Raw genomic sequence first — 14261 nt, 5'->3', positions numbered from 1 at the left:
GGCCGGGGCCGGGGCCGGGGGTCACACCAGCTCCGGCTGGGACATGGCCATCTCGAAGGCCAGCTCGATCAGGGTCAGCCCGGCGATGTCGCGGGGCAGGCGGATGCCCTGCTCGTCCTCGACGAGGCCCCGCCCGCGCAGGAAGTCGGCGAGCGGCGCGACCGTCGGCCGGTGCAGCACCTCGGCGAGGTCCGTGCCGGTGCGCTCGCGCCAGTCGGCGCGGGGGATGCCGTCGAACATGGCGAGCCCGGCCTGCAACAGCGACACCAGCACCCGGTCCTGCCCGGCCGGCACGTCGATGTCGAAGGAGTGGGGATCGTCGACGTACGCGTGCAGCAGCCCCTTGCGGTGCGACTTGAAGCGCCCGCCCACCAGGGAGATCGCGCCCGAGCCGAGGCCGACGGTGTCGGCGCGGTGCTGGAAGTACATGGAGGCGAACGGCGACACCTTGCCGAAGTAGCCGTTGGCGTACTCGGTGAGGCCGAACCCGTCGATCGCCCGCCGCGCCCGCGTGAACAGCGCCTGCTGGCGGCGCAGATACGTCCGCCGCTCCGAGCCCTCCATACGGCGGCGCAGGAAGGTGCCCGGTGTGGGCCGGAACGAGTACAGGGAGAGATGGTTGACCGGCAGCTCCAGCGCCCGGTCCACGGTCCGGTCCAGCTCGGCGGCCTCCTGGTCGGGGAAGCCGGACATGATGTCGATGGAGACGTCCTCGAACCCCGCCTCCCGGGCCGCGTGGACGACACGGCCGGCCTGCTCGGCGGTGTGCCGGCGGCCGAGGCGGCGCAGCCGGTCGTCGTCGAAGGACTGCACGCCGCTGGAGACCCGGTTGAAGCCGAGGCCGCGGTAGAAGGCCAGTTTCCGCTCGTCGACCGTGTCGGGGCTGCACTCGATGGTCGCCTCGGCGACCGTGTCCAGGCCGAAGGAGGAGTGCAGCGCCTCCATGATCTGCTCGGTCTCGCGCTCGTCGAGGCTGCTGGCCGTGCCGCCGCCCCAGTAGAGGACATGCGGGACGTCACCTGCCGCGCTGTGCATCGCGCCCCGCTCCGTGATCTCCGCGCACAGCGCGGAGATGTACTTCTCGCGCACCGAGTCACCGGGCTTGCGCAGGAGATCCTTCGTCGGGATGGCCTGGACCCAGTCGCAGAACGTGCACTTGGAATGACAGAAGGGGACGTGCACATAGATCATCAGCAGGTTCTGCCGCATGCGGATTCCTTTCGGGTCGAGAAAGCGGCGCCCTGCACCGGAGGTCCGGTACAGGGCGCCGTCTCCATCAGGAGGAGCAGGAGCAGCAGCACTCGCAGGTGGTGCACGAGGCCGACATCACCTTGGCCACGACCTCGCTGTCCTCCAGCCGGCTCTCGTCCAGGAACTCGGAGATCTCGAGAGCGTCGATGTCCAGGTCGGACAGGTGTGCAGAGTCCACCGGGAACTCCTTCCATGTCGACGGAAATTCACCCGCCGCAATTCCGGCGGCGTGTGGTTCGGAGGCTATGCGGCGCGTCTTCCGCGAGTCAAGGATTCCGCCCCTTTTGCATTTCCGGTGCTTTTCCGCTGCGACCGCGCTGTGACGGTGCGAAAGAACCGCTAAAGCGCCGACAAAGCCGCACTGAAGTGCGGCTGCGAAAGCGTCGTGAAGGTGATTGAGGGATGGGTGAATGTGCAGGTGGGAGTGGAAACCAGTGGTTGTCGCTCCGTTTCTTCCGTGTCTTGTCCGGAATTTCCGCGTGGCGTTACATGGGCCGAGTCCCTTCCGGCCGTTCGCAGAGGAATTCACATGACGCAGTACACCCAGGCGATGATCCCTCAGTCGGTGAACCGTGATTTCGTCCTGCCGAAGCTGGAGGAGGTACGCGCCGAGGCGGCCACGGTGGACACCCGTGCCGTGCTCGCTCTCGGCGAGGACGAGGAGCCGGACGCTTCGCGGGCGGCGGTGGCGCTCGCCCTGTGGGAGGACCGCTCCATCAGCACCGCCGAGCTGAAGGCGGCGGCGGAGGCCCGCTGCGGCAGCCGGCGGCCGCGCCTGCACACCTTCGTGCCGCTGTACACGACGAACTACTGCGACTCCGAGTGCAAGATGTGCTCCATGCGGAAGGGCAACCACCGCCTCGACCGCAAGTTCTCCGGCCGCAACGAGATCACCGAGCAGCTGGAGATCCTCTACCACCACGAGGGCGTCCGCGGCGTCGGCTTCCTCACCGGCGAGTACGAGGACAAGCACACCCGGCTCGCCTCCGCGTTCCGTATCGGCTGGGCCGTCCGCACCGCACTCGACCTGGGCTTCGAGCGGGTGTACTTCAACATCGGCTCCATGGAGGAGGACGAGATCGACGTCCTCGGCGAGTGGATCGGCCGGGACGACCCGGTCACCATGTGCGTGTTCCAGGAGAGCTACGACCGGGAGACGTACCGCCGCTTCATGGGCCGCACCTCCGCCGGCGTGCCCAAGGCCGACTTCGACCGCCGCGTCGTCTCCTTCGACCGCTGGCTGGACGCCGGCTACCGGTATGTGAACCCGGGTGTGCTGGTCGGTCTGCACGACGACCTCTCCGCCGAGCTGGTCAGCCTCGTCGCGCACGGCGACCATCTGCGCTCGCGCGGCGCCACCACCGACCTGTCGGTGCCCCGGATGCGGCCGGCGATGAAGTCCCGCGACACCACCCGCGTGAACGACGAGGACTATCTGCGGCTGATGTCGGTCGTCGCGTTCACCTGCCCCGAGCAGCGCCTGGTCCTCACCACGCGGGAACCGCAGGAGTTCCAGGACATCGCGTTGGGCCTGGCCGGGGTGATCTCGCCCGGCAGCCCCGACGTCGCCCCCTACCGGGCCGGCTGCGAGGCCCGCAACGACGAGAAGTCCTCGCAGTTCCTCGTGGCCGACCTGCGCAGGCCGCGGCACATCCTCGGCCGTATCGAGGCGTCCGGGACACCCGTCGGCCACTTCGTGAACCCCGCCGGCGAGGCGGCGACACAGGTGGGCTGAGCGGCGGTGGAGACGGAGAACCCGATGGACGGCGACGCCGGGACCGGCCGTACGGCGGGCACGACGGGGCATCCCGACGGCGCCGCGCAGACGCCGGGGCGGGCCACTGAGGCCGGGGCGCCTGGGCGGGCCACGGACGCCGGGGTGCCTGGGCGGGCCACCGGGGCCGGGGCGCCTGGGCGGGCCACCGGGGCCGGGGCGCCGCCCACCGTGTATCTGCTGCACGGGCTGCTCGGCACCGGGCACGCCCATTTCGCGGCGCAGCTGCGCGCCTGGCACGGGCGGCTGCGCTGTGTCCCGGTCGATCTGCCGGGGCACGGCCGCTGCCGCCGGGACGCCGCCGACGACTACTTCGACGATGCCCTGCGCTATCTCCTCGCCGTCCTGGAACGCTTCGGCCCCGGCCGGCTGATCGGCGTCTCCTACCTGGGCGGGCCGCTCGCCCACCGCTGCGCCGCCGCCCGGCCCGACCTGGTCACGTCGCTGGTGCTGACCGGGTTCGCGCCGGACGTGTCCCGGGAGTCGTTCCTGACGCTGATCGCCGGTTTCGAGCGGCTCGCCGCCGCCCAGCCGGCCCTGGCCGCCGAGTACGAGCAGCTGCACGGCCCCCGCTGGAGGCGCACCCTCGACGCGGTCACCGGCCATGTCGAGCGGGACTTCGAGCGCACCGCGCTGGTCCGCGCGGCGGATGTGGCCGCGCTGAGGATGCCGGTGCTGGTCCTCAACGGCTCCCTGAAATCCGTCGAGCGGGCCGCGGCCGAGCAGGCCTCCGGCTGGGGCGGCAACGTCACCGGCCGGGTCGTCACCGGCGCCGGCCATCTGGTCGGCCACGACCGGCCGGAGGAGTTCGACGAGGCCGTCTCCGGCTTCTGGCGCACCGCGCACGGCAGCGCGCACAGCACCGCGCACGGCACCCCGCGAGGCAGCGCGCGCAACACCTCGCAAGACACCGCGTACGACGCCCCGCACGGCACCGCGCACGGCACCCCGCAAGGCACCGCACAGAGCACGGCAGAGGGCACCCCGGCGGGCCGCTGAACCCGCACGCACCCCCGTGGACGGGCCTTGCCGCCATCGACGGAGAAGGGCGACACGTGACAGAACCACGCACCACACCCCGCACACCGGACGGCGAAGCGGCGGCCCTGCGGGCGGAGCTGGCCGGGCTGCTCCAGGAGGACGACCCGCAGCGGCGGCTCGACTCGCTGGAGACGGTCGCCGTCCTGACGTACTTCGCCCGGCACGCACCCGGGCGGACCCTGCCCGAACTGCCCGACGCACCGCGCACGATCGAGGAGTGGGTGACATGGGCCGACCCGCGTTCCAGCGTTTCCTGACTTCCCGCCACATCCCCGCCGGACGGGCCGCCGCCGTGACCGGCGTCCGCTGGGGCGGCGACTTCGCCGCCTGGGACGACCTGCTCGCCGCGGGCCGCGACACGGCGCCGCAGATCCGGCCCGGCGGGGCGTACGCCGTGGACCCGGCCGCCGGACCGTCCGCGCTGGCCGCGCTGTTCGCCGTGGCCGTCGTACCGGAGACGGTCCTGCTGTGGGCGTCACCGGCCGGCCTCGGCATCACCGGCCGGCGGATCGCGCCCGCGCTGCACGAGCTGCCCGAGGGTGCCGTGCCGTTCGGGGCGGAGCAGCGCCCGCTGTGGGGGGTGTGCACGTCCGGCAGCTCCGGCACGCCCAAGGTGGCCGTCGGCCACGCCGACGAGTGGGAGCAGATCGCCCTGCACGCCGAGGCCGCGATGTACGCGGACGCGTTCCCCGAGGGCCCGCCGGAGGCGCTGGCGACCTGTCTGCCGCTGGGGTTCTCCGCCGCGTTCTTCATGTGCGTGCTGCCCGCGCTGTATCTGAAGCGGGATCTGGTGATCCACCCGCCGTACGACTGGAGCCCCCTGTACGAGCTGGCCCGCGAGCGGCGTGTCCTCGCGCTCGGCGTGCCCGCGCTGGCCGCGGCGGCCTGCCTGTCCGCACCGCCCGACGCAGACCTGAGCCGCGTCGCCCTGTACCTCGGCGGCGGCCACCTCAGCGCCCCCCGCGTCGAGCTGATCCGCCGCCACTTCACCGGCGCCCACGTCAGCAACCTGTACGGCACCGCCGAGACCGGCGCCATCGCCCTCGACCACGACCCCGGCCACAACGAGCACGTCGGCCGGCCCGTCCCCGGCAAGGCGGTGTGGCTGACCGGCACCGACGAACGCGGCATCGGCACCGTCGCCGTCGCGGGCCCCGGCTGCTGCCGGCGCACCTGGCGGCCCGGCGGCACCCCCTCCGCGCCCGCCGACCATGTCACCGGCACCGACTACGGCCGCTTCGACAGCGACGGCAACCTGTGCCTCGAAGGCCGCGTCGACGGCGCCGAGAAGCTCGCCGGTGTCCTCGTACGGCCCCGCGAGATCGAGCGGCACATCCTCGCCCTCCACGGCGTCAGCGACGTACGCGTCACCGTCGAGACCGCACCCAACGGCCTGGAACACCTCGCCGCCACCGTGGTCGGCGCCGTCGGCCCCGACACCGTCCGCGCCCACTGCGCCGACCTGCCCGAACAGCACCGGCCCAGCCGCATCCGCTGCACCTCCGAGCAGGAGGCCGCATCCGTCTACAGCTCGCACGGGAAGCTCTGACATGACCGACGTGGCAGCAGGAAAAACCCGTACGGCCGCGACGGCCGACCCCCGCACCGACCCCCTGGCCGAAGCGCTCTCCCGCGTCTACCGGCTGCGCGCCGACGCCTTCTACGTCCGCCAGCAGGACGGCGTGTGGCTCGGCAACAGCACCGGCTCGTTCTCCGTGCGCGGGCAGGGCGCCCACGATCTGGTCGCCAGCCTCTTCGCGGGCCTCGACGGCGAACGCACCCTGCACGACCTGTACGGCGAGCTGCCCGACCGGGCCCGCCGGACCGTGCTCGGGCTCGTGCGGGCCATGCTGGCCAACGGCTTCCTCAAGGAGGTCGCCCACCCCGTCGAGCCGGTGCCCGGCTGGATGCGCGAGAGGTACGCCACCCACCTCGCGTTCCTCGAACACCACGCCGACCGCCCGGTCACCCGACTCCAGCAGGTCCGCATCGCGCGCGTGGTGTGCGCCGGCGCCGGGACCGCCCTGTACGCCGTGCTCGACGCGCTGCGCGAGTTCGGCATCGCCCGGCTCGATGTGATCCCCGACGGCGACGACGACCCGGACGCCGTACGGCAGGTGCTGAAGGAGACCGCCGCGGCGGACCCCGGGGCGCGCTGGCGGCTGCGCGAACCGCTCACCGGCGGCCCGGAAACACTGGCCGGGCACCCCGACACCGACGGCGCGGGCCTCGTCCTGCTCGCCTACGACACCGTCGACGCCGGGGCGCTCGCCCGTGCCCAGCACGCGCTGTGGCGGCGGGGGCCGGTCGGCGTTCTCGCCCGGTGCGGGGACTTCGTCACCGCGCTCGCGCCCGGCCGTACCACCGCGTACTGCTGGGAGTGCGTCCATCGTTCGATCGCCGCCCGCCCCACCGGCGACACGGGCGGACTCGCCCCGGCGGTCGCGCCCGCCGCGATCGGCGCGCTGCGGCTCGCCCAGCACGCGTTCGCGCTGCTGGCGGGGGTGCCGGTGGGCGGCGACAAGCCGCTGACCACCGTCGAGCCTCTCGTCCCCGCGGTCCGCGCCCACGCCGCCCGCCGGCACCCGCGCTGCCCGCACCACGAGCCGGCCGCGCCCCGGCCGCTGGGGGGCGACGGGCCCGGGGGCGCCGTACCGCCCGCCGACGGGGTGCGCCCGGACGATCTCGTACGTCCCGACATACCGCGCTCCGAGGACCCGCCCGAGCGGGTGCGGGCCTCCGACCGGATCGTCGCCGCCTGCGCCGACCTGACCGACGCGGTGGCGGGCCCGCTGCTCGCCCTCGGCGAGGAGGACCTGCCGCAACTGCCGCTGTCGGCCAGCTCCTGCCGGGTCGCCGACCCGGACGGCAGCGCCGACCGTCCCGCCGTACTGGACGTGGTGTGCCGGGCGCTGTCCCCGCGTGAGGCCCGCAACCAGGCCGTGCTGTGTGCGGTCGAGGCCCTGGCCGCCCGCGTCACCGGCGCGGACGCCCGGCACGGCGTGGTCGGCGCGGGCTGGTCCCTGGCCGAGGCGCGGCTGCGCGCCCGGCTGCACGCGGCCCTCGCCCGCCCGGCCGGCGACCTCCACTGGACGCCCGCCCCGGAGCGGCGCCCGCCCGCCGTCGGCTTTCTCGCCGGGGTGCTGGACACCGAGGGCGTGCCCTGGTCCGCGACGGCCGTCGAGGAGCTGCCCGGCGGGGTCGTCCGCGCCCATGTGCGCACCGCCGACGGCACGGTGACGGCCGGCGCGGGCACCGACCGGAAGCGTGCCGTGGGCCACGCCCTGCTCGGCGCCGTGGCGCGCCTACTGCCCCGGCCCGGCGACGCCGACGCGGCGACCGCGTTCCTCGCCCCGGCCGTGCCCACCTGGGCAGCCGCACTGGCCGGGCCCGCACCGGGCGACGAGCACGAGATCACCGGGAAGCTGCCGTTCCTGGGGGAGCCCGAGGCGTTCATGGGGGAGCCCGAGGCCGGGCAGGCCCTCGAACCCGAGGCCGCGACCCGCACCGCACCGGAGACCGGCACCGGCACCGCACCTGAAGCCGTGACCCGGACCGGACCGGAGGCCGTGACCCGGACCGGACCGGAGGCCGCGACCCGCACCGCACCGGAGGCCGCGACCCGCACCGCACCGGAGACCGGCACCGGCACCGCACCCGAGGCCGCGACCCGCGAGGCCCGGACCGCGACCCGCACGGGCACCGCCGACGGGCACCACAGCACCCGTATCCGCGTCGTCCACCTCGCCCTGCCCACGGAGGCGTCATGAGCACGGCGGCCACGACGACCCCGCAGCCCCGCACCGGCCCGGCCACGGTGGTCGGGCGGGGCGTGCTCGCCGAACACCTGACCCGCCGCCTCGACCCGGACACCACCCCCGGCCCCGGCGAGGCCTCCCGCCTCGCCCGCCCCGGTGCCGCCACCGTCCTCGTCGCCGGGCTGGACGGGCTCGGCGAGTTCCAGGACACCGTCGTCGACTGTCTCGCCACCGGCCGGCCCCTGCTGTTCGTCGGCGTCTGGCGCTCCCTCGTCTACATCGGCCCCGTGTGGCGGCCCGGCGCCCAGGGCTGCCCGCGCTGCCTGGTGACGCGGACCGCCAACTCGCCGTTCGGGCCCGGCCTGGAGGGCGACAGCCTCGCCGAGTCCTGGCCGCACGGCTCCGACGTCCGCATCTGGGGGCCCGGTGCGCTGCGCCTCGTCGAGGAGTACGTGCGTGCCCGACTCGCCGCCTGCCACGCACCCGCCGGGCCGGCCGACGGCCGGGTCATCGTCCTCGACGGCGCCGCCGGCACGGTCGAGCAGCAGACCCTGCTGCCGGACTCCGGCTGCCCCAACTGCGGCAGCCTCCGCGAGGACACCGTGCCCGCGCTCACCCCGGCCGCCGTCCCCCTGACCAAGCTCACCCCGGCCACCCTGCGCACCGGGCGGCTGCCCGCCGGCGCCGTGCGCGGCGACTATCTCTTCGCCGGGCTCGGCCTGTTCAAGGAGCTGCGGCAGGACCTGCAGAGCCCGTTCGGGGCGTGCTCGGTGGAGCTGCCGCCGCGCTGGGGCCGCCGCGAGCCCGCCATCGGCCGCGCCGCCGACTACGCCACCAGCCGCACCGTCGCCGTCCTGGAAGGCCTGGAACGCTACGCCGGCCTGCACCGTGGCGGCACCCTGCCCCCGGTCCGCGCCCGCTACAGCGAGATCGCCGACCGCGCCCTGTACCCGCCCGACCTGGGCACCCACCCCGAGGAGAGCTACGCCTCCGAAGGCTTCCGGTACCGGCCCTTCGACCCCGACACCGAGATCGACTGGGTCGGCGCGTACTCCTTCCGCCGCGACAGCCGCGTCCTCGTCCCCGAACGCGCCGCGTTCTGGGGCCCGCGCCACGACGACGAGGTCTCCTTCTTCTACGACACCTCCAACGGCTGCGCCCTCGGCAGCAGCGTCGAGGAGGCCGTCCTGCACGGCCTGCGCGAACTCGCCGAACGGGACGCGTTCCTGCTCACCTGGTACCGCGAACTCGACGTGCCCGAGGTCGCCCTCGACGGCACCGACCCCGCCCTGGATCATCTGCTCGCCAAGTCCCGCCTGTTCACCGGCTTCGGCTTCCGCTGCTTCGACGCCACCATGGAGTACGGCGTCCCGGCCCTGCTGCTCACCGCCGAGAACACCGGCGGCGAAGGACCCGGCCTCTTCGCGGGCTGCGGCGCGCACCCCGACCCCGTGCAGGCCGTCACCGGCGCCCTGCACGAACTGGTCGGCACGATCCTCGCCACCCGCGACGGCTACGAGCGGCGCCGCCCCGACGCGCTCCGCATGCTCGACGACCCGTATCTGATCCGCCGTATGGAGGACCACTCCACCGTCGGCGCGCTGCCCGAGGCCCGCGACCGGTTCACGTTCCTCCTCGACCGGCCCCGCGCCGAGGAACCCGTGCCGCTCGGCCGGGTCCGCTCCACGCTGCGCACCGAGGAGAACGATCTGCGGGCCGACCTGTACGCGGCCGTCTCCGGCGTCCTCGACTGCGGACTGGACGTCCTCGTCGTCGACCAGACCATGCCCGAGCTGCGCCGCAACGGCCTGACCTGCGTCCGTGTCCTGGTGCCCGGCCTCGTCCCGATGACCTTCGGCCACCGCAACCGCCGCACCCGAGGCCTGCCCCGGCTCACCGAGGGCACCACCCTGCCCTACCGCAGTCTGCTCGCCCCCGGCCGGGAGATCGGCGCCGTACCGCACCCCTTCCCGTAGGCGACGCGCCCCGCTGCCGCCGGGGCAGAGCCGGCAAGGAGAACCCGTACGACCATGACGATGACGACCGACGAGGCGTACGCCTACACCACCGGCCTGCGGCTGCGCCCCCGCTCGGCCAACCCGGACGGCTGGCGCGTGGACTGGGCCGACGGGCCCTGGCCCGTGAAGGTTCACAGCGGGGCGCGGCGGCTGCCGCTGCGCCCCGGCGGGCCGCCGCCGCTCGCCGTCCTGCACCGGCTGCTGTACGGCGCGTTCGCCGTCAGCCGCGTCCGCACCGACCCGTCCGGCGGCATCGTCGCCACCCCGTCCGACCCGCTGCCGCACCACGGGCCCGAGGTGCAGCTGCGCCGGCCGATCCCGTCGGGCGGGGCGATGTACCCGACGGAGGTGTACGCCGCCCTGCCCGGCAGCGGGCAGGTGTGCCACTACGACCCGTACCGGCACGAGCTGGTCGACCTGGCCGGGCCGGCCGATGGTGACGCCGCGGCCCGGCTGTGCGCCGCGCTGCGCGTGCCGACGGACCCGGCGCCCGCCGCGGTGCTCGTCCTCACCAGCCGGTTCTGGAAGAACTTCTTCAAGTACGGCGACTTCGCCGCCCGTCTCGGCCCGGTCGACGCCGGTGTCGCCCTCGGCGCCGCCGCCCGCCTCGCCGACGCGCTGTGCGGGCACGCGCGCGTACGGACCGACTTCGACGACGGGGCCGTGCACGCGTGCCTCGGTCTCGACGGGGAGGAGGAGAACGCGTGGGCGGCGCTCGTGCTCGGGCCGTACGGCGCGGACGGTCCCGGCGCACAGGCGTGGGGGAGTGCCGGCTCTCCGGCCGGGCCCGTGGTGCTGGAGCGGTCCCGGAGGACACGGCGCTCCGAACGCTTCGACGCCTTCCAGCGCGCGGCCCGCACCGACCCGGGCACCCCGGCTGCGCCCGAGGCCCCGCCGGCACCCGAGCACGCCGTACCCGACGGCCTCGTGCCCCTCCCCGACCCGCGCCCCCTGGACCTGCTCGGGCCGCGTACCGCCGCCCGGCGTTTCTCGCGCGGGCGGCTGTTCACCGGGCAGCCGGCCGACGGGGAGGCCCTGGCCGGGGTGGTGCGGGAGGCGGCTGAGGCGCTGCGGCGGCTGGCCGGCGCGGCAGGCGACGCGGACGGGCTCGCCGGATGGGCCGCGCGGACCCGGCTGTACTGCGCCGTGCACCGGGTCCGGGGCGTGCCGCCGGGCTGGTACCGCTACCTGCCCGAGCCGGGTGCGCTGGAGTCCGTGGGGGAGGGGGCCGGGCCGGGCAGCGGGCGGCTGGTGCACGAGGCGATGTTCGCCGCCTCCTTCAACGCCGAGCTGGCCGCGTTCACCGTGCATCCGGTGACCCCGGCGGACTGGCGGCCCGCGGGCGGCCCCCGCGCCTACCGCGCCCAGCAGCTCGCCGTCGGCGCGGCCGTCGAGGCGGTGTCGCTGGCCGCCGCCGCGGAGGGCCTCAGCGGCCATGCCGTCCTCGGCTTCGACGTGACCCGTATCGACACGGCGTACGGCCTCGCCGGCCGCGCGGACACCGACGGCGGGACCCAGGCGCAGATCTGCGTCGGTGCCGTACGCCCCGACCCGAACTGGGAGATTGCGGTGATGCCACGGTGAACGGGTTCCAGGAGAACGGATCCCCCAGGACCGCCACACCCGCCCGGCAGGGCGCGTTCAGCCCGTACTACCTCTACCGTCGCGGCACCCTCGGCCCCGCAGCGCTCGACGGGCTGACCCCCGTGCGGACCTGGACGCTGCTCGCGGAGGCGGAACGCACCCGGCAGCGGCGTGAGGAGCTGCGCGGCCGGCTGGAGGACGCGCTGCACACGGCCGTGCCCGCGCTGCCCGCCGACCGGCGCCGTGAACTGCTGCGGCTGCGGCGCGACATCCACAACGACCGCGTCCCCGGAGTGCCCGACGCGGCCCGGCTGCTCGACCCGGCGACACGGGAGCTGCTGGAGGAGTGGCTGCGGCAGCGGGCGGAAGGCCACCGGCTTCAGAAGGAGGCGGAGGCGGCGCTCGCCGCCGAACTCGACGACGGGCGCCGCACCTTGGCGGCGGTCGCCGCCGGGGAGCTGTTCCAGCGCGGCCTGCAACTGTCCGACGAGCGCACCTGGCGCACCGTCACCGAGTGGGCGGCCGACCCGTTCTCCCCGCGCCGCAAACCCAGCAAGCGGCGCCGCGCCGAGAACACGCTGACCAGCTTCGCCTACCGGGTCGCGCTCAAGCCGTCGCCGTTCGCCTCCTTCACCGAGATCGGCGCCGCGCCGTGGACCACCGACGCCGCTGTCGTCCCCGTCGACGGGCCGCGCGCGAGGCCCGTGCAGGCCCGGCTCAGCGCGGGACTGCTGTCGTGGATGACGTACGAACTGCGCCGCCTGGACCGCGCCGACGAGCTGATGCAGATCCGCCTCAACCACTCCCTGCTCGTCCAGGGCGAACAGGCGATGTGCGTGCGGCGCGCCCCCGACGGCGCCCCCGAGGCCGCCTACGGCGCCGCCCAGGTGGTCGCCGCCCGTGACACCGGCCTGCTGCGCCTGCTGCGGTCCCTCCTCGCCGACGGCGCGCGGCCCGAACGCGAGGTGCGGGACCGGCTGACCGCGGCCGGGCTGTCGCCGGAGGCCGCGGCGACCGCGCTGGACAAGCTGGTCCGGGCCGGGATCTGCGAACGCGGGCTCGGCATCCCCGACCAGCATCCGCGTCCCGCGCTCGCCGTCGCCCAGCGGCTGCGCGCCCTCGACACCGAGCAGGCCGGGCGGTGCGCGGTCGTCTTCGAACAGCTCCAGGCCGCCGAGGACGCCTTCCCCGCCGCGCCCGTGCGGCGGCGCGCCGAACTGCTCGCCGGGATACGCGAACAGGTCGCGGTGTTCACCGACACCGTCGGCTGCCCCGCCCCCGCACCGGAGGCGCTGCGCTCGGTGGTCTACGAGGACGTCGGCACCCGCCGACCCGCCCGCACCTGGCGCCCGGAGGTGCTCCACGCCAACCGGTGGGCGCTGGAGCTGTTCCAACGGATCGTGCCCGTCCTGGACGACGCCACCGTCGAGAAGGCCGGCCTGTACGCCTTCTTCGTACGGCACTTCGGGGAGGACGCCGACGCGGTGCCGTTCGTGGAGTTCTACCGCCGGTTCGCCGCGCTGCCGCCCGCCGAGGCGAGCGCGGTCGCCTCCGGCGTCGGCGACCCGCACGCCGACCGCATCCGCGCCCTGCGCGCCGGCCTCGCCGGCCTGCTCCGCACACAATTCCACGCCCACCGCGCCTCCGAGAACGACCCGCACGGCGAACTGCGCCTGGACGCCGACCGGTTGAGGGGCTTCGCCGAACGGCTGCCCGCCGAGATCGCCCCCTGGCGGTCCACCGCCTACCGCGTGCAGTTCACCACCGGACCCGAACGGCCGTACGCCGTCGTCAACGGCGTCACCACCGGGCACGGCGTGTTCTTCTCCCGCTTCTGCGACCTGCTGGAACCGGACGCCCCGCACGAGTGGAGCCTCACCGAGGCGCTGCGCGGCCACATCGCCCGCACCACGCCCCGCCAGTGCGACATCACGGCCGTCCTCGGCCTCAACTTCAATCTGCACCCGCGGCTCAGCCCGCTGGAGCTGGTCTACCCCGGCTCCACCGCGCGCACCGCCGACAACACCACCCTCACCCTCGCCGACCTGGCCGTCCGCGCCGAACCGGACCGCCGCACCCTCACCCTGGTCAGCACCCGCGACGGACGGCCCCTGGACCTCGTACCGCTGAACTTCCTCTACCCGGCCGCGGCTCCCGTGCTGTACCGGCTGCTGTGCGCGTTCGCCCCCACCCGCACCTACCGGGGCGGACTGTGGGACCAGCTCGACCGTGCCGACGCCGTCGCGGGCCGCGCCGCCGGCCTGACCCGCGTACCCGCCGAGCCGCGCACCCTGCCGAGGGCGCTGCTCGGCGACCTCGTCCTCGACCGGGCCTCCTGGCGGCTGCCCGCCGCCGACGTGCCCGGCCTCGAGGGGCTGGAACGGCAGGAGGCGGCGGCACTCGCCGCGTTCGGCGACTGGCTGGGCCGGCAGGGCATCCCCCGGCACACCTTCTTCCGCCTCACCACGCCCCCGCCCGTGCCCGCCGGGCAGCGGGATCTGCTCGCCGAGACCCGGCAGTGGGCGCTCGAGGCACGCACCGCCCGCCTGCACAAACCGCATTACCTCGACGCCCGCAACCCCTTCCTCCTCCAGGTGTTCGCCCGCCGCCTCGCCGAGGCCGGGCCGGACGCCACCGTCACCTTCCAGGAGTGCCTGCCGCACCCCGCCGACCTCGACGACGACCCGCACACCGGGGCGGAGGAGTTCTTCGTCGAACACACCCTCGCCCGGCAGCGGCTCAACGCGGTCGCCGCCACGCTCGACGGCTTCGAACTCTCCCGGATCGACCTGGAACAGCGCCGCGAGGGCGACGTCCTCGGCCAGGCGCAGTCCG

Annotated in this window: 9 protein-coding genes and 1 pseudogene; 8 read left to right on the top strand and 2 right to left on the bottom strand. The window is 74.9% G+C overall.

Going from position 1 to position 14261, the window contains the following annotated elements; genetic code table 11:
* Window positions 1-21: 21 nt before the first annotated feature.
* Both MTQ10_RS18900 and MTQ10_RS18895 read right to left on the bottom strand, forming a co-directional pair.
* Window positions 22-1209 carry a coproporphyrinogen-III oxidase family protein gene (locus tag MTQ10_RS18900; protein WP_247469589.1) on the bottom strand — a complete coding sequence of 396 codons (1188 nt, stop codon included), beginning with the start codon at window positions 1207-1209 and terminating at the stop codon, window positions 22-24.
* 67 nt (window positions 1210-1276) lie between these two features.
* Window positions 1277-1429, bottom strand: a complete 153-nt coding sequence (locus MTQ10_RS18895) for a thiocillin/thiostrepton family thiazolyl peptide (protein ID WP_247469587.1) — start codon at window positions 1427-1429, stop codon at window positions 1277-1279.
* A gap of 351 nt (window positions 1430-1780) precedes the next feature.
* Here MTQ10_RS18895 and nocL point away from each other — a divergent pair, with 351 nt between their 5' ends.
* From nocL to MTQ10_RS18855, 8 genes and pseudogenes are all read left to right on the top strand, one after another.
* Entirely contained in the window at window positions 1781-2986 is a 1206-nt protein-coding gene (gene nocL, locus MTQ10_RS18890) for a 3-methyl-2-indolic acid synthase (RefSeq protein ID WP_247469585.1), read from the top strand.
* Between the two features lie 6 nt (window positions 2987-2992).
* Window positions 2993-4024, top strand: a complete 1032-nt coding sequence (locus MTQ10_RS18885; protein ID WP_247469583.1) for an alpha/beta fold hydrolase — start codon at window positions 2993-2995, stop codon at window positions 4022-4024.
* Between the two features lie 56 nt (window positions 4025-4080).
* The gene (locus MTQ10_RS18880; RefSeq protein WP_247469581.1) at window positions 4081-4323 is read left to right on the top strand and encodes a hypothetical protein; all 243 of its coding nucleotides are present in this window, start codon (window positions 4081-4083) and stop codon (window positions 4321-4323) included.
* Complete coding sequence (locus MTQ10_RS18875; protein ID WP_247469579.1) at window positions 4293-5615, top strand: AMP-binding protein; 1323 nt, start codon at window positions 4293-4295, stop codon at window positions 5613-5615. The genes MTQ10_RS18880 and MTQ10_RS18875 overlap by 31 nt, the downstream gene beginning before the upstream one ends.
* Window position 5616: 1 nt before the next feature.
* A complete protein-coding gene (locus MTQ10_RS18870; RefSeq protein WP_247469578.1) occupies window positions 5617-7836 on the top strand; it encodes a hypothetical protein in 2220 nt (739 codons plus the stop codon).
* A complete protein-coding gene (locus MTQ10_RS18865; protein ID WP_247469577.1) occupies window positions 7833-9800 on the top strand; it encodes a TOMM precursor leader peptide-binding protein in 1968 nt (655 codons plus the stop codon). Before MTQ10_RS18870 ends, MTQ10_RS18865 begins: the two co-directional genes overlap by 4 nt.
* 54 nt (window positions 9801-9854) lie before the next feature.
* Complete coding sequence (locus MTQ10_RS18860; RefSeq protein WP_247469575.1) at window positions 9855-11426, top strand: hypothetical protein; 1572 nt, start codon at window positions 9855-9857, stop codon at window positions 11424-11426.
* A 518-nt stretch (window positions 11427-11944) separates the two neighbouring features.
* Window positions 11945-14261, top strand: a pseudogene (locus MTQ10_RS18855) (lantibiotic dehydratase); the annotation flags it as partial.

Source organism: Streptomyces sp. XM83C (assembly GCF_023072675.1).
Taxonomy (GTDB): domain Bacteria; phylum Actinomycetota; class Actinomycetes; order Streptomycetales; family Streptomycetaceae; genus Streptomyces; species Streptomyces thermocoprophilus.
The sequence above is the reverse complement of the archived record's forward strand: the minus strand, read 5'-3'. Positions and strand labels throughout refer to the sequence as shown.